Origin of the sequence: Methylotetracoccus oryzae (genome assembly GCF_006175985.1) — a bacterium.
Taxonomy (GTDB): Bacteria; Pseudomonadota; Gammaproteobacteria; order Methylococcales; family Methylococcaceae; genus Methylotetracoccus; species Methylotetracoccus oryzae.
Genome location: NZ_SRSH01000002.1, coordinates 37,640 through 58,254 on the forward strand (window position 1 = coordinate 37,640; position 20,615 = coordinate 58,254).

A 20,615-nucleotide genomic window follows, 5' to 3' on the forward strand; every position below is an offset into this window, starting at 1 on the left:
TAACCTAACTTGCGAGATGCAAGGACCCCAGGATGCCCGGGTTTGTGCGCTCCGCTTCAAGACGCCATTGAACAACCCAACCTCAATTTACCCACCCGCATGACTATCGCTTGGCAGGATTACGACGCAAGCGGCTTCTTCGACGAACTGATCGCAGCGAACGGCGGATCACGGGCCGCCGCACAGTCGGTTATCGCGCATTTCGGCGAGCTTTCCGACGAGGAAATCAGGGAACGCAAAGCCGCGGCCGAGGCCCAGATCAAGAGCATGGGCATCACTTTCACGGTCTATTCGGAAAACGAAGGCTCGATTGACCGAAACTGGCCGTTCGACATCATCCCGCGCATCATTGGTGCACGGGAATGGGCCACGATCGAGAAGGGGCTGGTGCAGCGCGTCAGTGCACTGAACCGCTTCATCGATGACGTGTACCACGATCAGAAGATCGTGCGCGATGGCGTTTTTCCCGCGGAGTTGCTGGCGGACTCGAAGAATTTCCTGCCCGAGTGCGTCGGTATCGACCCGCCGCAGGGCATCTGGGCGCATATCTGCGGCTCCGATCTGGTGCGTGACAAGGATGGGACGGTCTACGTCCTGGAAGACAATCTGCGAGTGCCGTCCGGCGTGTCCTACATGCTGGAGAACCGGCTCGTCATGAAGCGGGTATTTCCCGAACTGTTCGAGAACATCAGCATACAACCGGTCGACGATTACCCATCCAAGCTTTACAGCTGCCTGGCCTCGCTGGCCCCCCCGGAGGTCGAGGTGCCCGAGGTCGTCGTGCTGACGCCCGGCATCTATAACTCCGCCTACTTCGAACACTGCTATCTGGCCCAGCAGATGGGGGCAGAACTCGTCGAGGGCACGGATCTGCTCGTCGGCGACGACGACTGCGTCTACATGCGCACGATCGAGGGCCTGTGCCGCGTGCACGTGATCTATCGGCGCATCGATGACCTCTTCCTGGATCCGGAGGCATTCAACCCGGATTCGGTGCTGGGCGTGCCGGGTCTGCTGCGGTCCTGGAAAAAGGGCAAGGTTGCGCTGGCCAATGCGCCGGGCGCCGGCGTTGCCGACGACAAGGTGGTGTACACCTACGTGCCGGAAATCATCCGCTATTACCTCAACGAGGAGCCCATCCTGGCCAACGTGCCGTCCTATCGCTGCAGCGACAAGGCGGATCGCGAGTATGTGTTGGCGCATCTCGATCAATTGGTGGTCAAGCCGGCCAACGAGTCGGGCGGCTACGGCATCCTGATCGGTCCCAAGTCGACCAAGAAGGAGCGAGAGAGCTTCGCCAGCCTGATCAAGAAGGACCCGAGGAATTACATGGCCCAGCCCTTGTTGTTGCTGTCGACCGCACCGACCCTGGTGGACGAGCACGTCGAACCCCGACATCTGGACCTGCGGCCGTTCATCCTGTCCGGCCGGGATACGTATGTCACCAACGGCGGGCTGACCCGGGTCGCATTGAAGAAGGGCTCGACCGTCGTGAATTCGTCACAGGGTGGCGGTAGCAAGGATACCTGGATCGTCGAGAGCGAGGAGACCTGAGCATGGCGATGCTGTCGCGTGTAGCCGAGCATCTGTACTGGATGGCCCGGTACCTGGAGCGGGCCGAAAACATGGCCCGTTTGATCACCGCCAACGGCAACCTGATCCTGGATCTGCCGAAAGATATCCGCCCCGGCTGGGACGCCTTGATCGCGATCACCGGATCGCATGAGCGGTTTTACGACCGCCACACGGTGACCAATGAAAACAATGTCCTGCGTTTCCTGATTGGAGATGACCGAGGGCAGGGCTCGATTCTGTCGGCCCTGCGCTTCGCTCGCGAGAATGCGCGGACGATCCGGGACATCGTGCCGCGCGAGTTGTGGGAGCAGATCAACGGTCTTTATCTGCATGCCAGCGAGCGCCTCGCGGACGGGTTGTCTGCCCGACGGCGCTTCGGCTATCTGCAGGATACGATACTCGGCGTGCAGCAGATTGCCGGCATCGGCGCCGGCACCATGAGCCACGATGCCGGCTATGAGTTTTATCGCCTGGGCTGCAATCTGGAGCGGGCCGACATGACGACCCGCATTCTGGATGTGCGCTACAAGGATTACGAACTGGGAACCGCCGATGCCGTGAAGCCGTTCGAGAACATCCTGTGGACCAGCGTGCTGAAATCGCTGACTGCCTACCAGATGTACCGGCGGCACCGACAGGCGGCGGTGCGCCGTACCGAGGCCGTCGATTTCCTGATGAAGGACGAATCCTTCCCACGTTCGGTGCGATTCTGCGTGCTCGAAATGGAAGACAGTCTGCGCCGGCTTCCGCGGTCCGAAGAGCCGTTGAAGGTGCTGGAGCCGGTCGATCGGCTCCTTCGGGCGTTCTCCCCGGATGCAGTGACCCAGAAGGAACTGCATGAATTTGTGGACGAACTCCAGATCTGCCTTGGGCATATCCATGATTCCGTCAGCGCATGCTATTTCGAGGCGCCGGCCGGTCCCGATGCCGCGAGGATCAGCCGCCCGCGCGCGGCGTGAGCGGGGTTACCCGGTTTCCGCATTCGTGGCACAACCCGGACGGCGGGTTGCGCCTCGACCGCTCCGCGAATCGTGCACCGTCAAAGGACGTCGGCACGGCGTGGTGCACAGCTTTGGCGCGCCGTCGGCCGGGTCGTTGGTTCACACGGCCAGCCCCGCTCGAATGACGGAGGACTGAGATCCCGGAAAATCAAGTGCTCACGAGGCGACCTCGCCCGGCATCAAGGCTTGGCACAGACCCTGCAAAAACCAAGGAGATTTCATAGCAGATGAGGGTCGAAGCCGTGGTCACGCTCACCGACAAAGCGATCAGCGCCGCCAGGCAGTTCGTCAAAACCTCTGGTTTCGAAGCGACGGGGATTCGGATCATCGTGTCCTCCCTCTGCGGGGATACGCTGCAGTGCGGGGTCAGGTTGGAGGAACATGCGCAGCCCAACGACGAGGTGGTCGATTGTGGTGCGGTCAAGTTGTTCATTGATCCGAAAAGCGTTCCCTATGTCGAGGGCGCCGTGATCGACTTCGTGGATGAGAGGGACGCGTCGGGTTTCCGGTTCTCCAACCTGCGGTCGATGCACAACTGATCGTCCGGACCGCGTCCTCGCGGGTGCGCGTTCGATCGAGTCGGACGCGGACGGCCGACGCGACGGCCGCTTCCATCATTTCGCTGCGTGGCCTTGATTCGTGTCCGTGCCGGACCGATCCGGGTTTACCGTCCTGTTGCCGATGACCTTACCCACGCGGTGACAGCCGAACACCGGGTCCATCTGCGGCTCGTTATCGCCTCTTGAATCCGCACCCGCCAAGCCGCACATCCCTTGCGACGCGCGCTTTCGTCTTGTCGCCCCCGCGGGGGAACCTCCTGAATTTCCATCAGTCCGAAGCTTGGTGCCTGTGTTCGCGGTCACTCGACGTTGCTGACCCGCGCGTGTGCTATGCTCTGCGCCCGCCGGGTCCGGCGCCGCGGCGAGAACTGTCCGAACCGCCAAGTCCCGGGAAACCGTAGCCGTTGACATTGCCTGAGGCCTGTATGAAACCGTACATGAAGTTATCTTTGTTTGCGCTGGTCGGACTGGTTCTTATGCTTGCCCAGCCCGGGGATGCTTTCGCAAAGCGCCTCGGCGGCGGCAAGTCTTTTGGTGGGCGGCCCTCGTACAGCCAGCCTTATCGTCCCGGACCGGATTACGGCGCAATGCCGCGCAGTGCGCCCTCGGCTGCCCCCGCGCCGGTCCAGCGCAATCAGGCCATGCGCGAATCATTCCGCAATCGGGGTGGCCTCATGGGGATGCTGGGGGGACTCGCGCTCGGTGGCCTGCTCGGCGCCATGTTCTTCGGCGGCGCTTTCGAGCACATCAATTTCCTCGATATCGTCGTCATGGGTTTCGTCGCCTATCTGGCCTTCCGCTTGCTGGCAGCGCGTCGGGGCGCACCGCAATGGGATACCGGGCGTGGGGCGGCAGGCGGCTTCGGCGGTGGACCGGATCAGAGTGCGTCGCGGCGGGCTCCGCATGCCGGCGCTCCGGCCGGATTCGATACCGACGTAATGTTCCGCGGCGGCGCCGCCCCCGTCGGTACACAGGAAATCCCGGCCGGGTTCGATCGCGCGGCTTTCCTTGCAGGTGCCAAGCAAGCGTACCGGCATCTGCAGCAGGCCTGGGATGCGCGCGATTATTCGGAACTGCGGGCGCTGGCCACCGAGCGTGTGTATGCCGAGCTGGAAGCCCAGTTGCGTGAGCGCACTGACGACGAGCCCACGCAGGTATTGGGTCTCGATGCACAGCTGCTGGGCGTGGAACGATCCGGCGATCAACTGATTGCCAGTGTGCTGTTCGCTGCCCGGCTGCGTGAAGGCGCCAGCCAGGAACCGTCCTCGACTCGGGAGGTCTGGCATTTCACTCGCAGCGAAGCCAGCCGCCAGCCGACCTGGTATCTGGACGGTATCCAGCAGGTGGAGGACTGATCCGGCGACCCGAGGGCAAAATTCCCGCGCATGCCGGGACCCGCTCGCATGGATCGCGAGCTCCTCTCGGCCCGAGGTTTGCGCGGAAACGGCTCAGGGTTGGCTGAATTCGAGACCGTCTACCGTCCAGTTTCCCGGATCCTGCTCATCGCCGCCGGCAAAATGAACTCGGCAAACATAATCGCGCCGCTGGGGCCGTATTTCGTCCCCGACGGCCACCGAAGCCTGGACGATGTAGCGGCCAAACCCGATATCCCAGCTCTTGTCCGGTGACGTGGCGAATCGGGCCCGCGTCGAGCTGTCGCTGGACTCCACGTGATGGTTGCAGACCGCGAAAGCGCGATCGGTGTAGGTATTGGAAACCGGGAGGCTGCTACCGCCTTCCTCGGGCGTGCCCTTCATCAAGGTCGTTCCCGTCGCCCCATTGATGACCGCCGGAACGACCCAGGTCTGTATCGCAAACAGGCCGCCAATGAGCAGAATCCATGCGCCGGGGAAATCCTTCATCGAACATCTCCTGGCAAATTGGTAGGGAACATAAGATTACGCGCTGCGTTCCCCAGCGCCAAGCGCCGCGGCAGTCGCGCGGCATGAAGCCGGCAGCGCGCCCGATCGTGCTTTGGGCGATCGGTGCCGTCGCGCTGGCGGCGCTGCTGTTCGCCGTATGGCGTCAGGACCGACCGACTGCGACGTTTACGAGCCTTGGCGGGGAACGTACCGAATTGGGGCAGTTGCGCGGGCATCCGGTCGTCGTGACGTTCTGGGCCAGCGACTGCCGGACGTGCCTGCTGGAGATACCTGATTTCAATCGGTTGAGCGAGGACTACCGAGCACGTGGCGTCCGCGTTTTCGCAGTGGCCATGGGCTACGACGTTCCGAGCCGCGTGCTCTCTCTGGTCAGGGAGACCGGCTTGGGGTATACAGTCGCGTTGGATCTGGACGGGCATCTGGCCGCCGCCTTCGGCGGCGTGGAATGGGTGCCCAGCACCTTCGTGATCGACTCGCATGGACTGATCCGGCACAAGGTCACGGGCGCCGTCGATTTTGGGCGGGTGCGGCAACAAATTGAGACCCTGTTGGGAGAGTCTTGAGCATGTGGTTTAAGGCCTTGCATCTGATCTTCATGGTGACCTGGTTTGCCGGGCTCTTCTACCTCCCGCGATTGTTCGTCTACCATGCGATGAGCGGCGACGTCGTCAGCATCGAGCGCTTCAAGATCATGGAGCGCAAGCTCTACTATGGGATCATGACGCCGGGCATGGTGTTGACACTGTTATTCGGCTTCTGGATGTTGGCCGATTATGCCTGGGAGGCCTTCGGCACATCCGGGTGGCTGCATGCGAAACTGCTGTTGATCGCACTGTTGGTTGCCTACCATGTGGCTTGCGGGCTGTGGTTGCGGGATTTCCAGGCCGACCGCAACCGGCGCAGTCATGTGTTCTACCGATGGATCAATGAAGTCCCCGTGCTGTTCCTGTTTGCCATCGTATTTCTGGCGACGCTGAAGCCGTTTTGAGCGGTGGGCCAGCCAAGCTGCGGGGTTCCGCCGGGTGCGGCAGACCGAGCCCCCGAAACGTACTGCGCCCGGTTTTCTTCTGACAAGGTGTAAACGATCATGCCCACATACGATTATCGCTGCGATAGCTGCCATCATGACTTTACCGCGATGCACAAGATCGCCGATCCGGCCCCGGCTTGTCCCAACTGCGGCGGTCCGGTTCAAAAGCAGCTTTCTGCACCGGCGGTGCACGGCGGCGGGGGCGCAAAGGCCGCATCGGCGCCCAGCGCTGCGCCGGCCCATAGCTGCGGTGCCGGTTGTGGGCACCGTCACTGAGATCACCTCTCGAGACTTTGCTATCGTGGCGTACCCGGAGCCAGCCAATCGTCGGTTAGCGGGTTTGCTCAGTCTTACCTCACTCGTCACCGACCAGTCGGTAGCCGACCCCCATTTCGGTTAACAGGTAACGAGGACGAGCCGGATCACGTTCGAGTTTGTGCCGCAACTGGCTCATATAAATGCGCAGATAGTGGCTGTCATGGACGTGATCGGGACCCCAGACATCCTTCAGCAATTGGCGGTGTGTCACGACCCGCCCTGCATGCAGCACGAGCATCGCAACCAGACGGAATTCGATCGGAGTCAGGCGAACTTCGACGGAGTCCTTGTAGACACGGCGGTGCCTCAGATCGACTTTCAGCGGTCCTGCCACGAAGGGTTCTCCTGTGTCTTCCGGCTTGGAAGAGCGGCGTAGCAAGGCCCGCAAGCGGGCAGCCAGTTCGCCGGTGCTGAACGGTTTGGTCAGATAGTCGTCGGCACCCGAGTCGAGCGCCTCGATCTTGTCCCTTTCTCGGCCCCGTGCCGAGAGGACCAGCGTGGGAATGTCGGCGGTAAGCCGGAGCGTCCGGATCAACGAGATGCCGTCGATGTCGGGCAGCCCCAGATCAAGGATGACGAGGTCGGGGCGAGCCGATCGAGCCGCCGCAAGACCATCGCGGCCGGTCCCGGTTTCCAGCGTGTGCCAACCCCATCCTGCAAGGCTGGTGTTGAGGAATCGGCGTGTCTGGGGATCATCCTCGATCAGCAGAATCAAGGGGCAATTCGGGCTCATGGGTCCGCTCCTTCCTCGAAGGCCATCGCAGGCGGTTCGTGAACCGGTAGCGACAGCGTGAACACGGTGCCGCCGCCGGTCCGATTGGTTGCGCTGATGTGCCCGTCGTGAGCCTCCACTATCGCCCGACAGAGCGCCAAGCCCAGTCCGGCCCCCCCGTGGGGACTTTCCGGTTCGATCCGAAAGAACTTGTCGAAGATCCGGGCCTCGAAGCCGTCAGGGATTCCCGGGCCGCGATCGGCGACCTCGAGTTTGAGCCCGTCTGCCGTGCGGTTACCGCTGATGTCGATCGGGCTCGATGCGGGCGTGTACTTGATCGCGTTCTCGATAAGGTTGCTCAGCACCTGCTGCAAGAGCACCGGATCTGCCCATAGCAGTGGCATCGTGTCAGCCAGTTGAATGTTGACCGGTCGCCCCTCGAGCATCCGGTCGAGGCGGTTCAGCGTCGCGCCGACGATTTCCTCGGCAGTATTCCATTCCCGTTGGAGCGCGATGGTGCCGCCGGCGATACGCGCCATGTCGAGGATCTTGGTCGTGAGTTCTGAAATGCGCTCGGCCTCGTCCTGGATGAAGGTGCTGAGTTCCCTTTGTTCCTCGCGAGTCAGTTGATCCTGTTGCTCCGCCAGAATGCCGGCTGCGCTCATGATGCGAGTGAGCGGCGTCCGCAGATCATGTGAAATGGCGCCGAGTAATGAGTTCCGCAGTGCTTCCGCCTCGACTTGCAGCGAGGCTTCTCTGGCCTGTTCGGCGAGCCGCGTCCGCTCCAGTGCCTGTGCGATCTGGTTCCGGAACAGGCCGAGGAAGGCATCCTGCCCAGGTTGCGGGCGGCTGGCACCAACCGAGTGCTGCCCTCCGAGTACCATCACGCCGAAGACGCTGCCTGAGCCTTCGATGGGGTGGTAAAGCGGCATATCGGATTTGCCAAGCTCTGGATGCAGGGCGCATTCGGCCGCAGTCAGATCCACGCTGCGAAGGGATTCGGGCATCGGTGGGGCGGTCGGGTAGCGCAGGCGACCATCGCGGCCAGGGAACAGTAGAACGGCCCGAACACCGAATTGCTCGTGCAGTTGGCGCACCGCCGTCTCGATCACCTCCGTCTCGTGGCGCGCCAGCGCGAGGGCCGCGCTCAGCCGATACAGCGCCGCCGCCTGCGATTCACGCTGAGCCGCGATCCCGACCTGTATTTGAAGGGCCTCCACGAGAGCGCCGGTGACCTGGGCGACCGTCAGCATGGCACCCAGCGCAATAACGTTCTCGATGTCGGCGACTGCCAGAGAAAAGATCGGGGGCGCGAAGAAATAGGCGAAAGCCCCTGCGCTCAGAACCGACGCGAGGAAGGATGCAGCCCGACCTTTCCGCGCCGCGACCAGCAACACCCCGAGCAGATAGAAGATCAGTATGCTGGACGATACGAAACGGTCGCGCAGCGGCCAGATCAATGCGGTACACAGCGTCGGTGCGACGAAGCCGGCGGCATAACAGGCGAGCCAGCCATTGCGCGAGCGTGGGTTCCCCACGTCCTTCCGATCGGGTTCCGCTGCCTCGGACGATACGCTGCCGTGGGTTTCCGCATGGAGCCTTTCCGCGGAGCAGAGTGTTGACCTTGCCTTCAAGTCGCTGGTTTCACATTCAAATGGAACCGGCATTCACGATGAAATGAACACCGATGGCGGCGCAATAGCCCAGCAGGATCGCCGGACTCCAACGCAAGTGTGCCATGAAAGAACAACGCCCCCTTGCTGATTCCCATCAGGCCGATGCCCGGAGCCGAGCCGATCGCGAGCAGACTGCCACAATCAGCAGCCAGCGGCAGGGCAGGCAGGTCCGCGGTGTCTCGCATCGGGGCGCCGCGCGTTGACCCCGGTTTCGGTCGGGGAACGCTGTTGGTCTTGCCGGCGGAGAAAAGACTAACGGGAACGGCGTAAAGACAGCGTAAATGGAGCCTTTCCGCGGGAGGTGAGCATCCTCGAGTCAGGGTCCGATACGCAGAGTGGATAGGTTGTCGACCGGAATAACCCTAGGGTGAGCTAGGTCATGGTGGGTCCGGTGCGGTAGAATAACGGGCTGAGACTACAGAAGACTGATCCAGGCGGTAGTTATGTTCAGCAAAGGTATGGAAATAGCCGGGTTCGATGACGAACTCTGGCAGGCGATCGAGGACGAAGTCACTCGCCAGGAGGACCACGTCGAACTGATCGCGTCCGAGAATTATGCGAGCCCGCGGGTGCTTCAGGCGCAGGGCAGCGTGCTGACCAACAAGTATGCCGAGGGTTACCCGGGCAAGCGCTACTACGGGGGCTGCGAATTCGTCGACGTCGTCGAGTCGCTGGCCATCGAGCGCGCCAAGGAACTGTTCGGTGCCGACTACGCCAACGTCCAGCCGCACTCCGGCTCCCAGGCGAACGCCGCGGCCTATATGGCGCTGATCAGCCCGGGCGATACGATACTGGGGATGAGCCTCGCGCATGGCGGGCATCTGACCCACGGTGCCAAGGTCAATTTTTCCGGCAAGATCTACAACGCAATCCAGTACGGCCTAGATCCCCAGACCGGCGAGATCGACTACGAGCAGGTGGCAACGCTGGCGAAGGAACACCGGCCCAAGATGATCATCGCCGGATTCTCCGCCTACTCACGCGTCGTCGACTGGCAGCGTTTCCGTGACATTGCCGACGAAGTCGGCGCCTTGTTCGTCGTCGATATGGCGCATGTCGCGGGTCTGGTGGCCGCGGGCGTCTATCCGAATCCGGTGCAGATCGCGGACGTCACGACGACCACCACGCACAAGACGCTGCGTGGCCCGCGCGGCGGCATGATTCTCGCGAAGTCCAATCCGGACATCGAGAAGAAGCTGAACTCTCTGGTGTTTCCGGGCATCCAGGGCGGGCCGCTGATGCACGTGATCGCCGCCAAGGCCGTGGCGCTGAAGGAAGCGCTGCAGCCTGAGTTCAAGGCCTACCAGGAAGAAGTGATCCGGAATGCGCGCGTCATGGCGGGCACCTTCATCGAGCGGGGATACCGGATCGTTTCGGGCGGTACCGACAACCACCTGTTCCTGCTGGACCTGATCGGGAAGGGTCTGACCGGAAAACTCGCGGAAGAGGTGCTCGGCCGGGCGCACATCACCGTCAACAAGAATGCCGTGCCGAATGATCCACAGTCGCCGTTCGTGACCAGTGGGGTGCGCATGGGAACGCCGGCATCGACGACGCGCGGTTTCGGCGAAGGGGAATGCCGAACGCTGGCCGGATGGATTTGCGATGTGCTGGACGATCCGGAAAACGAAGCGGTCGTCGCTCGGGTGCGGGGCGAAGTCCAGCATTTGTGTCATCGCTTCCCCGTGTATCCTTCCTGACGCACGGCCGCGGCATCTCGATCAGCCCGGGTTTCGCTGACCTTACGTTCCGCGCGCGATCATGCATTGTCCTTTTTGTAGTGCCGGTGACACCCGGGTCATCGACTCGCGCCTGTCTCAGGATGGGGATCAGGTCCGTCGGCGTCGGGAGTGCGCCGAATGCAAGGAGCGCTTCACGACCTACGAAAGTGCCGAGCTCAACATGCCGCGGGTGGTCAAGAGCAACGGGCATCGTGAACCGTTCAAGGAAGAGAAGCTGCGCAACGGGTTCTTGCGCGCCCTCGAGAAGCGGCCGGTCGACAGCGATTTGATCGAAGCCGCGATCGCCAGGATCAAGAAGAGCCTGCTTGCACGCGGTGACCGCGAAGTCCGCTCGCGCCTAATCGGGGAGCGCGTCATGCATGAATTGAGTCGCCTCGACCATGTGGCCTATGTCCGTTTCGCATCTGTTTACCGCCGTTTCGAGGACGTCAACGAATTCCGCGAGGTCATCGATCACCTCGAAAATGACCCCCGTTCTAACGCGGTGGCGGGACAGCCCGACCTGTTCGACGAATAGTCCGGCTCCCACAGGGGGCGCTCACCTGCTACCATCCTGCGCGCGGCAATCGGTGCGCCGCGACACTTTATTCGGTATGGACGCGGCGTCTCTCCTTACGTATTGGTGCCGGATTCACGCCTGATGGACGACGCTCAATTCATGCGGCGGGCGCTGGACCTGGCGGCGCGCGCGCTGTTCACGACCGACCCGAATCCGCGCGTCGGCTGTGTATTGGTCAAGGACGGCCGTATCGTCGGCGAGGGCTGGCATCGCCGTGTCGGCGGTCCGCATGCCGAGATCGAAGCCCTGCGCGCCGCCGGTGGGGAGGCGCGTGGCGCAACGGCTTATGTCAGCCTGGAGCCCTGCTGCCACTATGGGAAAACACCGCCCTGCACCGAGGCCCTGATCGCGGCCGGGGTGGTGCGCGTGGTCGCCGCGATGGAAGATCCCAATCCGGCGATTGCCGGGCGTGGCCTCGAGATTCTGAGACAGGGCGGATTGAGGGTCGAATGCGGCGCCTTGAGCCGCGAGGCCGAGGCGCTGAACGTCGGTTTCTGCACCCGGATGCGCACGGGACGGCCCTTCGTGCGCAGCAAGCTCGCCATGAGCCTCGACGGACGCACCGCGCTGGCCTCCGGGGAGAGTCGCTGGATCACTGGCCCGGCGGCGCGCGATGACGTGCACCGGCTGCGGGCACGGAGTTCCGTGATCGTCACCGGCATCGATACGGTGCTCGCCGACGATCCCGCCTTGACGGCCCGGCTCGATACGGGGGAAGCCGTATTGCAGCCGGTGCGCGTCGTGCTGGACTCGCGGCTTCGCCTGCCCGTAACGGCCAAACTGCTGCGGCAACCGGGCCGAACGGTGATCGTGACGACATCCCCCGACACGCGACGTCGGCAGGCGCTGGCGGATGCGGGGGCCGAGATCGTGACGCTGCCGGGCGGTGCACAGGGCCGGGGTGTCGATCTCGCGCAGCTGGTCCGCTTTCTGGGCGATGCCGAATTCAACGAGGCGCTGGTGGAAGCCGGTGCGGTCCTGAACGGGGCACTCTTGCGAGCGGGATTGGTCGACGAATGGCGGGTCTACGTCGCCCCGTGTGTGTTGGGCAGTGACGGCCGCGGGCTGTTCGATCTGAGCGGTCTGGGGCGGATGAGCGACCGGCCCGAACTGCGCTATACGGACGTCGAACAGATCGGTAACGATCTGCGTTTGACGCTGGCGGGTGTTGCCGCGGCGGCTGAGGAAGACGAGGACTGAGATGTTTACGGGTATCGTGCAGGCGGTGGGACGGATCACTGCCATCGAACCGCGCGGCGGCGATCAGCGACTCAGCGTCGCGACCGGCACGCTTCCGGTCGAAGATCTGGCGCTGGGTGACAGTGTGGCCGTCAGCGGCGTGTGCCTGACGGTCATCAGCCGGTCGGCCCATGGCTTTGCCGCCGATGTCTCGCGGGAAACGCTCGCCCGGACGATAATCGGGCGCCTGCGGCCGGGCGATCCGGTGAATCTGGAGCTCGCGCTGACGCCGTCCAGCCGCTTGGGCGGACACATCGTCAGCGGTCACGTCGACGGCATCGGCGCGATCGCCGGGCGTACCGAGGACGCGCGATCGGTGCGGTTCCGCATCACGGTGCCGGCGGGTCTCGCGAAATATGTCGCCGAGAAGGGGTCGATCTGCGTGGACGGCATCAGCCTGACCGTCAATGCCGTCGGTGCGGACTGGTGCGAGGTCAACATCGTGCCGCACACGCTCGCCGTAACGACGCTGGGCAGCGCCATGCCTGGACGCGAGGTCAATCTCGAAGTCGACCTGCTGGCGCGCTATCTGGAGCGCCTGCTGACCGGTACGGACGCCGCCGCCGCGCCGGGCGGTCTGACGCATGCAACGCTGACACGGGCGGGTTTCGTCCAGGGGACCCATGAACACGATTGAAGAAATCATTGCCGACATCCGGGAAGGCCGGATGGTCATCATCATGGATGACGAGGCGCGCGAGAACGAGGGCGATCTGGTCATGGCCGCATCGCACGTCCGGCCCGAGGATGTGAACTTCATGGCGCGCTACGGGCGCGGCCTGATTTGTCTGACGCTGACCCGCGATCGCTGCCAGCAGCTGCGTCTGCCGCTGATGGTCAACGACAACCGCACACCCCACTCGACCAATTTCACGGTTTCGATCGAAGCGGCGACCGGTGTCACGACCGGCATCTCGGCGGCCGACCGTGCGCGGACCATCCAGTGCGCCGTCGCGCCCGGCTGCAAACCCGAGGACCTGGTTCAGCCCGGCCACGTGTTCCCGCTGATGGCCCAGCCGGGCGGCGTCCTGAACCGGGCCGGACACACCGAGGCCGGCTGCGATCTGGCCCGTCTGGCCGGGACGGAGCCGGCCGCGGTGATCGTCGAGATCCTGAACGAGGACGGCTCGCTCGCGCGGCGGCCCGATCTGGAGGCCTTCGCCGCGAAGCACGGGCTGAAGATCGGGACGATCGCGGACCTGATCCATTACCGCATGCAGAATGAGCAAACGGTGGAGCGCATCTGCAGTTGCGCCTTCCCGACCGAGTTCGGCGATTTTCGCCTGCATGCCTACCAGGATCGCATCGACAACAAACTGCACCTGGCGCTGACCCTGGGGGCCGTGTCCGGCGATGCTCCGACGCTGGTGCGCGTGCACGGGCGCAACCTGCTCGGGGATCTGTTCGGCGCGAAGCGGGGCGATGCGACGATGTCCCTGCGTGCGTCGATGAAGCGGATCGCCCAGGAAGGCGCCGGCGTGCTGGTCGTGATCCGGAACGAGGAGGACGACAAGTCGCTGGTCGAGCGCATCCATCACTATCAGATGGAGGACCACGGTATCGCCCTCGGGGTCAGTGAAGAGCGTGGCGACGACTGGCGCACCACCGGCACGGGTGCCCAGATCCTGGCCGATCTCGGCGTACGCAAACTGCGGATCCTGGGTTCGCAAAAGAAATACCTGGGACTGTCGGGTTACGATCTCGAAGTCGTCGATTACGTTTCGTCAGAATGAGGTGATTTGAACCATGAGCAATATCAAGATGATAGAGGGCCATTTGTCGGCCCAGGGGCGGCGTTTCTGTATCGTGGCATCGCGCTTCAACAGCTTCATCGTCGATCACCTGATCGCTGGTGCCGTGGATGCGCTGCATCGCCATGGAGCGCAGTCCGATGCGATCCGCATCGTCAAGACACCCGGCGCGTTCGAACTGCCGTTGGCGGTCGACCGGGTCGCTGCGAGCGGCAGCTGCGATGCCGTCATCGCCATCGGCGCGGTGATCCGCGGCGCGACGCCGCATTTCGACTACGTCGCGGGGGAGTGCGTCAAGGGGCTGACGGCCACGTCGCTGAAGTATGGAATTCCGGTGGCCTTCGGCGTGCTGACCGTGGATACGATCGAACAGGCGGTCGAGCGTGCGGGCACCAAGGCCGGTAACAAGGGTGCGGAAGCGGCCGCGACCGCCATCGAGATGGTGAATCTGGTCCGTGCCCTGGAGGAGGCATGAATCCGGCCGGGCTCAGTCTGGCGCGTCGTGCGGCGGTGCAGGCAATTTACCAGTGGCAGATCACCGGTTTGAGCCCTGCCGAGATCGAGCGCCAGTTCTTCGAGGAACATGGGATTGGCAAAGGGGATCCCGACACGTTCAAGGCGCTGCTGCACGGCATACCGGAACATGTGGCCCGGCTCGATGCGGCGCTGGCTGAATATCTGGACCGGCCTATTGCCGAGGTGGATCCGGTGGAGCGTGCGATCCTGCGTATCGGCGCGTTCGAATTGCTGTTCCGTCCGCAGTTGCCTTATCGGGTCGTGTTGAACGAGGCGATCAAGTTTGCGAAGGAGTTCGGAGCCGAGCAGGGTTACCGCTACGTCAACGGGATCCTGGATCGCGTCGCGCGACAGCATCGGGCGCTAGAGATCGGCGCCCGGCCTAACGCTCGCCGCGCTTGACGCCCCCTCCGTCAGGGTCGTTCGGCGAGTTCGACCTGATCCGCCGCCATTTTGCCCGGGGCAGCGCCCCGCACCCGCAGACCGTGCTCGGCGTCGGTGACGACTGCGCCTTGTTGCAGCCGTCCGTCGATACCTTGCTTGCGGTGACGGCCGACACACTGGTCGCGGGCGTGCACTTCTTCACGGATGTGCATCCCCACGATCTGGGCCACAAGAGTCTCGCGGTGAACCTCAGCGACCTGGCGGCCATGGGGGCAACGCCGGCCTGGGTCACCCTGTGCCTGACCCTGCCCGAGCTCGATCAGGTCTGGCTCGAGGGTTTTGCCGCCGGGTTCACCCAAATGGCGCTCGCACAGGGCGTCGAACTGGTGGGCGGCGACACGACGCGCGGACCGCTCAGCATCACCGTGCAGGCCATGGGGCAGCTTCCGGCAGGCAGTGGCCTCCGCCGCTCGGGTGCAAACCTCGGCGATCTCGTTTTCGTGACCGGTCAGGTCGGTAGCGCGGGCCTGGGTCTCAAGACCTTGCAGGGCCTGTGGGACGGCCGCGACGATGAGTCCGTGCGGCGACTGCTGCGTCCCGAGCCGCGCGTCGCGGCCGGCCAGGAACTGCGCGGACGGGCCAGCGCCTGTATTGATGTATCGGATGGGCTGGCTGCCGATCTGGGCCATGTGCTGGCAGCCAGTGGCTTGGGGGCAACGGTCGAATGGGAGCGCTTGCCGTTGTCCGCAGCCGTGCTCGACTATGTTGCCCGAACGGACGATTGGCGGATGCCGCTGGTTGCCGGCGACGACTACGAATTGTGTTTCACAGCGCCTGAGCGCGAACGGGTCGCAATTGAGACGGCGCTCGCCTCGATCGGATGCGCCTGTTCGGTAATCGGCCGCATCCAGCGCGAGCCGGGCCTGCGGCTCAGCCGCGAAGGTCGCGTCGATGCCTTTGGGCCCGGCGGATACGATCATTTCGCAGGACGGTAAAGTCATGGGAGAAAAATCTCGGCAACCCGTCCCGGTGCGATCGGTACTGATGCATCCTCCCTCATGGCTCGCGTTCGGCCTGGGGGTAGGGCTGGTGCCGTTTGCCCCGGGAACCTTCGGGACGCTGCTGGGGATTCCATTGTATTGGCTGTGGGCCGACCTGTCTGTGCCGGCGTACGGTGCGCTCGTTCTGGTCCTTGCGCTCGCCGGGGTCTGGTTCTGTGCTGCCGCAGCACGCCGCCACAAGATTGGCGATCATCCCGGCATCGTCTGGGACGAGATCGTTGGCTTCCTGATCACGATGTGGGGCGTGCCGTTCTCCTGGACCGGGGTCGCATGCGGTTTTCTGCTGTTCCGCCTGTTCGATATCGCCAAGCCCTGGCCAATCGCCTGGGCTGACCGCCGGGTCGGTGGGGGACTGGGAATCATGCTGGACGACATACTGGCGGGCCTTTTTGCCTGGGCCGCATTGCTGGTCCTTCGCGCACTGGTCCCACTCTGACGGGCAGTGCCCGTCATTTCGCTTGCAAGAATCGGGCGATTGCCCTAATATACCCCTATCTGACGCGGGGTGGAGCAGTCCGGTAGCTCGTCGGGCTCATAACCCGAAGGTCGTAGGTTCAAATCCTGCCCCCGCTACCAAATGTAGCTTTCCGAAAACGTCAGAAAGCCCGAAAAGCCCGCACGATGCGGGCTTTTTTGTGTCTGTCGTTCAGCGGCCGCAATCGTTATGCTCCCTTGGCGGAGCGCTTGGTGCCCGACACGCCCCAGCGGTTCCGCTGCCTCGGACGCACTCCGGATCTTTTGGCTTTGCCCCGAGTATCCGTATCTGATCGCCCGCAGCGAGATCCGACTCGTACCGGGAACCTTCATGGCCGTGGCCGGTCCTCGGTAAAGCCGCCTTTGGACCACCAGCAAGGCGGCGTCGAGTCCTTGGTGCCATCGAGCGGTCTTCAACGTTCAGCGGAATCATGAAGCATCCCTTGCCTGAATTTGCCAGCGACAACTGGTCCGGACTGTGTCCGGAGGCCCTGGATTACCTGATTCGTGCCAATGCCGGGAGCGCACCGGCCTATGGTTTCGATGAATGGACGGCCGGTGCGGCCGATGCCGTCCGCGCGTTGTTCGAGCACGATGCCGAGGTCTTTTTCGCTTTCAACGGCACGGCGGCCAACAGCATGGCACTCGCGCATCTATGTCGGCCATATCAGGCGGTCATTTGTCATGAGTGGTCGCATATCGAGACCGATGAATGCGGTGCGCCGGGCTTCTTCTCCCATGGCGCGCGGTTGCTGCTGGGGCAGGGCCGCCACGGCAAGCTGGACCCCGCGTCGGCCGACTCATTCCTCGGCGGCGAGGGCGACTTGCGGTTTCCGCGTCCTGCGGCCCTCAGTCTGACCCAATCCACCGAGGTCGGTACCGTCTACAGCGTCGAGGAACTGACCCGCCTGTGCACCTGGGCAAAGGCGCACGGCCTGGCCGTCCATGTCGACGGTGCCCGGTTCATGAATGCCGTCGTGGCGCTGGGTGTAAGCCCGGCCGCATTGAGCTGGCGCTGTGGCGTCGACGTGCTGAGCCTGGGCGCGTCCAAAACGGGCGGCGGGATCGGTGACACGGTCGTATTCTTCGACCGGGATCTCGCCCGGGGCTTCGACTACCGCTGCAAGCAGGGCGGACAGCTGGCGGCCAAGATGCGCTTCATGACGGCGCCGCTGCTGGGACTGATCGAAACCGGGGCGTGGCAGCGCAACGCGCGCCATGCGAACGACTGCGCGGCTTATCTTATCCGCCGTCTGGCGGAGTACGCCATCGAGCCGGCGTTTCCTCCGCAAGCCAATGCCGTCTTCATCGCGTTGTCGGCCGCGGAAGCCGCTGCGCTACGGGAACGGGGCTGGGCTTTCTATGTCAGCCAGTGCCACGGGGCGGCGCGCTTCATGTGCGGTTGGGATACCACGCCCGAGCGTATCGATGCCCTGGTGGCCGCTCTCCGCGCCTGCCGCGCTCGCTGAGTCCGAGCCCGTGGCGCGGCGGTAGGGACCACTGCGCCACGGGGTACCGAAGGGGTTACTGCCCCGTGCCCGCCAAGGGCAGTGTGCGCGGGCTGTCAAAGGCGCTGCTGACGAGGATCAGTTGCGCAGAGCGATTGCCCGCAGCCGAGGGTTTGAAGCTGACGTTGATCGTGCAGGATGCCCCGGCCGCCAGCGAGGTGCCACAGGTCGTGGTGCGGATGAAATTGGTCGCGTGGGTGCCGACCACGGACACGTTGTAGAGGCTCATCCGACGATTTCCGGTGTTGCTCAGGGTGACCGTCTGGGCGGCGCTGGTCGTGCCGACAGCCCGCGGGGCGAAGGTTAGCGCGGATGGTGTGGTGGCCGCCAGCGGTTGGGCAGCAGTCGACCGCACGAAGAAACTCTTGACGGCGGCGGCCGAGCACGACGAGCCCGGGGGAAAGTTTTCGACCCGGACCTGGAATGCGCCGGTCTGCGCGATGTCGACGCTGGAGATCGGAACACGCAGCGTATTGGTATCGACATACGTCACGCCCGATCGCAACGAGCCGTTCACATAGGCGATGCTGTTCGCGGTGAACCCACTGCCGGTGATGGTCAGCGTAAAGCCGCTTCCTCCGACGACGGCCGACTCCGGGGTGAAGCCCGCGATTCCCAGCGGGGCAGCAATGGTGTTGTAGTCGGCGAGTATCAGCTGCTCATCGTTGACGGTAATGGTCTGCGGGTTGCCGGCGCCGCTCAGGTCGCCCTTCCAGCCGGTGAACACCCAGCCGGGCCAGGCCGTCTGCGACACGGTCACGGAACTGCCCTTCGTATAGAACCCGTCGCCGGACCCTGGCGTGACGGTCACGCCGCCGCCGCAGTACCAATACGCGCCGCCGGTTGCGCGCGTCTCGACGTACATCTGGGCCGCCCCGTAGTTGGCCGTGATCGTCCGGTTGCCACTGGGAATCGTGACGGTGTGCGCGCGCGCGCCACCGTCGCTCCAGTTCAGCCACGGGTAACGGATCGTCCACGTGTAAGGGCTGTACGGAGAGTCCAGAATGTCAATCGCGTGCACGGAACCCGGCGACCAGTTCCCGTCAGCCGGGTAGAAGCGGGACTGGTTGACCGGTCCGTACCAGTGCAGCAGCCCGCGGTTGTCCAGCACATCGATCCACACCCCGAGACCCGTCGGATTGGTCGAGAAGCGAACGATGGGGTCGGGTGTGAAGTAGGCATACTGCGGCCAGAAATCGGTGGTGCGTTTGGGGTTGACGCTGGTCGCCCGGTCATAGCCCGTGTACGTCCGGTAATAGCTGTAGCCCGGAGCGGGCGTGGCCTGCAGGGTCACGGCCTGGCGGCGGATATGGTACTGGCCGGCCAGCGGTGGATAGCTCTTTGGGGCTGGGTTCGCGGAAAGCGATCCCGAGCCGGGCGGGTAAATCCAGGGGCTGAACGGAAGCAGTTCCCGAAATTCGGCGCTGTAGACCGTCGTGGCGGGCGATGTCGCGGGCGACCCGCGCAGGCCGTTGCCGGGCACTACGTTGATCGTGTGGGTCCGGTTCATACTGTCGTTCCAGCGACCGAAGGTGTAGGCGAGCTGGCCCAGGGCCTGCGGCGCCGATGCCACGCTCAGGGTATGCGTCGAGTTCAGCGCGAAATTGAAGGTCTGCGGCGTCGTGATCGTGACGCCGTCGACGATGACCTGCAATCCGGGCGGGTTGCTGGTCACCGTGACCAGTGTCGGAGCCGCGTTGTACAGCCGCTTGACCCCGTCGATATCCCCGACCGAATAACCCTCCGTATTGGTCAATGGAATCCCCGAGGGAATCGTCTCCAGCGTCGGCGCCCCATTCTTCGTAAACACATACGGGTGGTACATCATCACCGAGCGGTAATCGAACAGGCCGAGGTTCTCGGCGTTGTCCAACAGTGTGTCGAAGTTGAGCTTCTCGCGCTTGATGAGGTTGACCGTCTGGACGGTCAGATACGCGTCGCGGTCGCTGCGGGACTGCTCGTGCCACAGGCCGATGGCATGCCCCATCTCGTGCAGTAGGGTCGATACGGACTGCTGGATGGAACCGCCCAGCGTCTGCTTGCCGCCAACGCGACCCACGGCCGAATAACCGCCGCCGCTGAAGTCGTTGGGATCGAGGTTGAAGTCCACGTAGTCGGCTTCCCCGGCCCGCGGTACCCATTGGATCAGGCCAGCGAAGGTCGCGTTGAACTGGTCGATCGCCGTCGGGATGGCGTCGTTCCCGTAGGTGATGGTGTAAGGCACGCGGTAGGCGGCGCCGGTTTTGGGCCACAGGAAGCCGTTATGGGCCACACCGATGCTCATTGGGGCGATGGCATCCGGCGGCGTGAGCGCGGTCTCAAGCTCCGAGGCCGGTCCCAGCACGATATCCCCCTCGAACAGTGCCAGGCCACCGACGATGCGGTAGGGCAGCACGCGGCCCCTGAACTCGCCCGTGCGCCATTCCCCTGAAAGTTCCGGCGATAGGCTCTGCCGCCAAACAGGCCCCAAGGGATTGGAAATGGCGGGGGCTGCGACCGTGCTACCGAGCGCGAGCAGCGTCGTCAGTAGAGCAGCCCGGTGGAGCGTGAGCGTGATGCGCAGCGGTGTCGAGTTCGCGGTGATCATCCGAGTGCCTCCAGTTGGGAGCCATCGTTTTGGATAGTA

21 protein-coding genes, 1 tRNA gene and 1 pseudogene are annotated in these 20,615 nt (G+C 63.8%); 18 read left to right on the forward strand and 5 right to left on the reverse strand.

Annotation, left to right across the window (positions count from 1 at the left end; all coding sequences use genetic code 11):
• Positions 1 to 99 precede the first annotated feature (99 nt).
• The 4 genes from BWR02_RS02785 (at position 100) to BWR02_RS02800 (ending at position 4,491) form a co-directional block, all read left to right on the forward strand.
• Positions 100 to 1,554 carry a circularly permuted type 2 ATP-grasp protein gene (locus BWR02_RS02785; protein WP_139556247.1) on the forward strand — a complete coding sequence of 485 codons (1,455 nt, stop codon included), beginning with the start codon at positions 100 to 102 and terminating at the stop codon, positions 1,552 to 1,554.
• Positions 1,555 to 1,556: 2 nt separating this feature from the next.
• Positions 1,557 to 2,534 carry an alpha-E domain-containing protein gene (locus tag BWR02_RS02790; protein WP_201276114.1) on the forward strand — a complete coding sequence of 326 codons (978 nt, stop codon included), beginning with the start codon at positions 1,557 to 1,559 and terminating at the stop codon, positions 2,532 to 2,534.
• Between the two features lie 269 nt (positions 2,535 to 2,803).
• Positions 2,804 to 3,115 (forward strand): HesB/IscA family protein, encoded by a 312-nt coding sequence (locus BWR02_RS02795; RefSeq protein ID WP_129883544.1) that lies wholly within the window; start codon positions 2,804 to 2,806, stop codon positions 3,113 to 3,115.
• A gap of 458 nt (positions 3,116 to 3,573) precedes the next feature.
• Positions 3,574 to 4,491: a Tim44 domain-containing protein gene (locus tag BWR02_RS02800; protein ID WP_236101856.1), complete on the forward strand. Its 918-nt coding sequence runs from the start codon at positions 3,574 to 3,576 to the stop codon at positions 4,489 to 4,491.
• A gap of 93 nt (positions 4,492 to 4,584) precedes the next feature.
• Here BWR02_RS02800 and BWR02_RS02805 read toward each other — a convergent pair whose 3' ends face one another.
• Positions 4,585 to 4,998 (reverse strand): hypothetical protein, encoded by a 414-nt coding sequence (locus BWR02_RS02805; RefSeq protein ID WP_139556248.1) that lies wholly within the window; start codon positions 4,996 to 4,998, stop codon positions 4,585 to 4,587.
• Positions 4,999 to 5,081: 83 nt separating this feature from the next.
• On the opposite strand from BWR02_RS02805, the gene BWR02_RS02810 reads away from it, so the two are divergent.
• The 3 genes from BWR02_RS02810 (at position 5,082) to BWR02_RS02820 (ending at position 6,325) form a co-directional block, all read left to right on the forward strand.
• Positions 5,082 to 5,582 carry a TlpA family protein disulfide reductase gene (locus BWR02_RS02810; RefSeq protein ID WP_162559986.1) on the forward strand — a complete coding sequence of 167 codons (501 nt, stop codon included), beginning with the start codon at positions 5,082 to 5,084 and terminating at the stop codon, positions 5,580 to 5,582.
• Between the two features lie 2 nt (positions 5,583 to 5,584).
• Positions 5,585 to 6,007: a protoporphyrinogen oxidase HemJ gene (hemJ, locus tag BWR02_RS02815; RefSeq protein ID WP_139556250.1), complete on the forward strand. Its 423-nt coding sequence runs from the start codon at positions 5,585 to 5,587 to the stop codon at positions 6,005 to 6,007.
• Positions 6,008 to 6,106: 99 nt separating this feature from the next.
• Positions 6,107 to 6,325, forward strand: coding sequence for an FmdB family zinc ribbon protein (locus BWR02_RS02820; RefSeq protein ID WP_139556251.1), 219 nt, complete (start codon positions 6,107 to 6,109; stop codon positions 6,323 to 6,325).
• Positions 6,326 to 6,404: 79 nt separating this feature from the next.
• On the opposite strand, the gene BWR02_RS02825 is transcribed toward BWR02_RS02820, so the two are convergent.
• The 3 genes and pseudogenes from BWR02_RS02825 to BWR02_RS21590 form a co-directional block, all read right to left on the reverse strand.
• Positions 6,405 to 7,100, reverse strand: a complete 696-nt coding sequence (locus tag BWR02_RS02825; RefSeq protein ID WP_139556252.1) for a response regulator — start codon at positions 7,098 to 7,100, stop codon at positions 6,405 to 6,407.
• Positions 7,097 to 8,713 (reverse strand): ATP-binding protein, encoded by a 1,617-nt coding sequence (locus BWR02_RS02830; protein WP_236101858.1) that lies wholly within the window; start codon positions 8,711 to 8,713, stop codon positions 7,097 to 7,099. The genes BWR02_RS02825 and BWR02_RS02830 overlap by 4 nt, the downstream gene beginning before the upstream one ends.
• Positions 8,714 to 8,729: 16 nt before the next feature.
• Positions 8,730 to 8,892, reverse strand: a pseudogene (locus tag BWR02_RS21590) (sodium:proton antiporter NhaD); the annotation flags it as partial.
• Positions 8,893 to 9,198: 306 nt separating this feature from the next.
• Between BWR02_RS21590 and glyA the strand changes: the two are divergent.
• The 11 genes from glyA to BWR02_RS02890 all read left to right on the forward strand — a co-directional run bounded on the left by glyA (position 9,199) and on the right by BWR02_RS02890 (position 17,950).
• Positions 9,199 to 10,455: a serine hydroxymethyltransferase gene (gene glyA, locus BWR02_RS02840; RefSeq protein ID WP_139556254.1), complete on the forward strand. Its 1,257-nt coding sequence runs from the start codon at positions 9,199 to 9,201 to the stop codon at positions 10,453 to 10,455.
• A 61-nt stretch (positions 10,456 to 10,516) separates the two neighbouring features.
• Positions 10,517 to 11,014 carry a transcriptional regulator NrdR gene (gene nrdR / locus BWR02_RS02845; protein ID WP_139556255.1) on the forward strand — a complete coding sequence of 166 codons (498 nt, stop codon included), beginning with the start codon at positions 10,517 to 10,519 and terminating at the stop codon, positions 11,012 to 11,014.
• 123 nt (positions 11,015 to 11,137) lie between these two features.
• A complete protein-coding gene (gene ribD, locus BWR02_RS02850; protein ID WP_139556256.1) occupies positions 11,138 to 12,256 on the forward strand; it encodes a bifunctional diaminohydroxyphosphoribosylaminopyrimidine deaminase/5-amino-6-(5-phosphoribosylamino)uracil reductase RibD in 1,119 nt (372 codons plus the stop codon).
• 1 nt (position 12,257) lies between these two features.
• Positions 12,258 to 12,932 carry a riboflavin synthase gene (locus BWR02_RS02855; protein ID WP_129883536.1) on the forward strand — a complete coding sequence of 225 codons (675 nt, stop codon included), beginning with the start codon at positions 12,258 to 12,260 and terminating at the stop codon, positions 12,930 to 12,932.
• The gene (gene ribBA / locus BWR02_RS02860; protein ID WP_139556257.1) at positions 12,919 to 14,028 is read left to right on the forward strand and encodes a bifunctional 3,4-dihydroxy-2-butanone-4-phosphate synthase/GTP cyclohydrolase II; all 1,110 of its coding nucleotides are present in this window, start codon (positions 12,919 to 12,921) and stop codon (positions 14,026 to 14,028) included. The genes BWR02_RS02855 and ribBA overlap by 14 nt, the downstream gene beginning before the upstream one ends.
• A gap of 13 nt (positions 14,029 to 14,041) precedes the next feature.
• Complete coding sequence (gene ribH, locus BWR02_RS02865; RefSeq protein ID WP_139556258.1) at positions 14,042 to 14,521, forward strand: 6,7-dimethyl-8-ribityllumazine synthase; 480 nt, start codon at positions 14,042 to 14,044, stop codon at positions 14,519 to 14,521.
• On the forward strand, positions 14,518 to 14,964 hold the full coding sequence (nusB, locus tag BWR02_RS02870) for a transcription antitermination factor NusB (protein ID WP_129883533.1): 447 nt from the start codon (positions 14,518 to 14,520) through the stop codon (positions 14,962 to 14,964). Before ribH ends, nusB begins: the two co-directional genes overlap by 4 nt.
• Entirely contained in the window at positions 14,961 to 15,941 is a 981-nt protein-coding gene (gene thiL, locus BWR02_RS02875; RefSeq protein WP_139556259.1) for a thiamine-phosphate kinase, read from the forward strand. Before nusB ends, thiL begins: the two co-directional genes overlap by 4 nt.
• Before the next feature lie 4 nt (positions 15,942 to 15,945).
• Positions 15,946 to 16,443, forward strand: a complete 498-nt coding sequence (locus BWR02_RS02880; RefSeq protein WP_201276115.1) for a phosphatidylglycerophosphatase A family protein — start codon at positions 15,946 to 15,948, stop codon at positions 16,441 to 16,443.
• 63 nt (positions 16,444 to 16,506) lie between these two features.
• Positions 16,507 to 16,583: transfer RNA gene (locus BWR02_RS02885), tRNA-Met, on the forward strand.
• 329 nt (positions 16,584 to 16,912) lie between these two features.
• Positions 16,913 to 17,950: a threonine aldolase family protein gene (locus tag BWR02_RS02890; protein WP_139556260.1), complete on the forward strand. Its 1,038-nt coding sequence runs from the start codon at positions 16,913 to 16,915 to the stop codon at positions 17,948 to 17,950.
• A 55-nt stretch (positions 17,951 to 18,005) separates the two neighbouring features.
• On the opposite strand, the gene BWR02_RS02895 is transcribed toward BWR02_RS02890, so the two are convergent.
• A complete protein-coding gene (locus tag BWR02_RS02895) occupies positions 18,006 to 20,576 on the reverse strand; it encodes a M12 family metallopeptidase (protein WP_139556261.1) in 2,571 nt (856 codons plus the stop codon).
• Positions 20,577 to 20,615: the final 39 nt, after the last annotated feature.

Bases quoted from the DNA above. Each gene is read 5' to 3' on its own strand.
- ribH (WP_139556258.1), top strand. From the start codon at position 14,042: ATGAGCAATATCAAGATGATAGAGGGCCATTTGTCGGCCCAGGGGCGG.
- BWR02_RS02790 (WP_201276114.1), top strand. From the start codon at position 1,557: ATGGCGATGCTGTCGCGTGTAGCCGAGCATCTGTACTGGATGGCCCGG.
- BWR02_RS02880 (WP_201276115.1), top strand. From the start codon at position 15,946: ATGGGAGAAAAATCTCGGCAACCCGTCCCGGTGCGATCGGTACTGATG.
- BWR02_RS02855 (WP_129883536.1), top strand. From the start codon at position 12,258: ATGTTTACGGGTATCGTGCAGGCGGTGGGACGGATCACTGCCATCGAA.
- ribBA (WP_139556257.1), top strand. From the start codon at position 12,919: ATGAACACGATTGAAGAAATCATTGCCGACATCCGGGAAGGCCGGATG.
- hemJ (WP_139556250.1), top strand. From the start codon at position 5,585: ATGTGGTTTAAGGCCTTGCATCTGATCTTCATGGTGACCTGGTTTGCC.
- BWR02_RS02895 (WP_139556261.1), bottom strand. From the start codon at position 20,576: ATGATCACCGCGAACTCGACACCGCTGCGCATCACGCTCACGCTCCAC.
- BWR02_RS02785 (WP_139556247.1), top strand. From the start codon at position 100: ATGACTATCGCTTGGCAGGATTACGACGCAAGCGGCTTCTTCGACGAA.
- ribD (WP_139556256.1), top strand. From the start codon at position 11,138: ATGGACGACGCTCAATTCATGCGGCGGGCGCTGGACCTGGCGGCGCGC.
- BWR02_RS02795 (WP_129883544.1), top strand. From the start codon at position 2,804: ATGAGGGTCGAAGCCGTGGTCACGCTCACCGACAAAGCGATCAGCGCC.
- nusB (WP_129883533.1), top strand. From the start codon at position 14,518: ATGAATCCGGCCGGGCTCAGTCTGGCGCGTCGTGCGGCGGTGCAGGCA.
- BWR02_RS02825 (WP_139556252.1), bottom strand. From the start codon at position 7,100: ATGAGCCCGAATTGCCCCTTGATTCTGCTGATCGAGGATGATCCCCAG.
- BWR02_RS02800 (WP_236101856.1), top strand. From the start codon at position 3,574: ATGAAGTTATCTTTGTTTGCGCTGGTCGGACTGGTTCTTATGCTTGCC.
- BWR02_RS02810 (WP_162559986.1), top strand. From the start codon at position 5,082: ATGAAGCCGGCAGCGCGCCCGATCGTGCTTTGGGCGATCGGTGCCGTC.
- BWR02_RS02820 (WP_139556251.1), top strand. From the start codon at position 6,107: ATGCCCACATACGATTATCGCTGCGATAGCTGCCATCATGACTTTACC.
- nrdR (WP_139556255.1), top strand. From the start codon at position 10,517: ATGCATTGTCCTTTTTGTAGTGCCGGTGACACCCGGGTCATCGACTCG.
- glyA (WP_139556254.1), top strand. From the start codon at position 9,199: ATGTTCAGCAAAGGTATGGAAATAGCCGGGTTCGATGACGAACTCTGG.
- BWR02_RS02805 (WP_139556248.1), bottom strand. From the start codon at position 4,998: ATGAAGGATTTCCCCGGCGCATGGATTCTGCTCATTGGCGGCCTGTTT.
- BWR02_RS02890 (WP_139556260.1), top strand. From the start codon at position 16,913: ATGAAGCATCCCTTGCCTGAATTTGCCAGCGACAACTGGTCCGGACTG.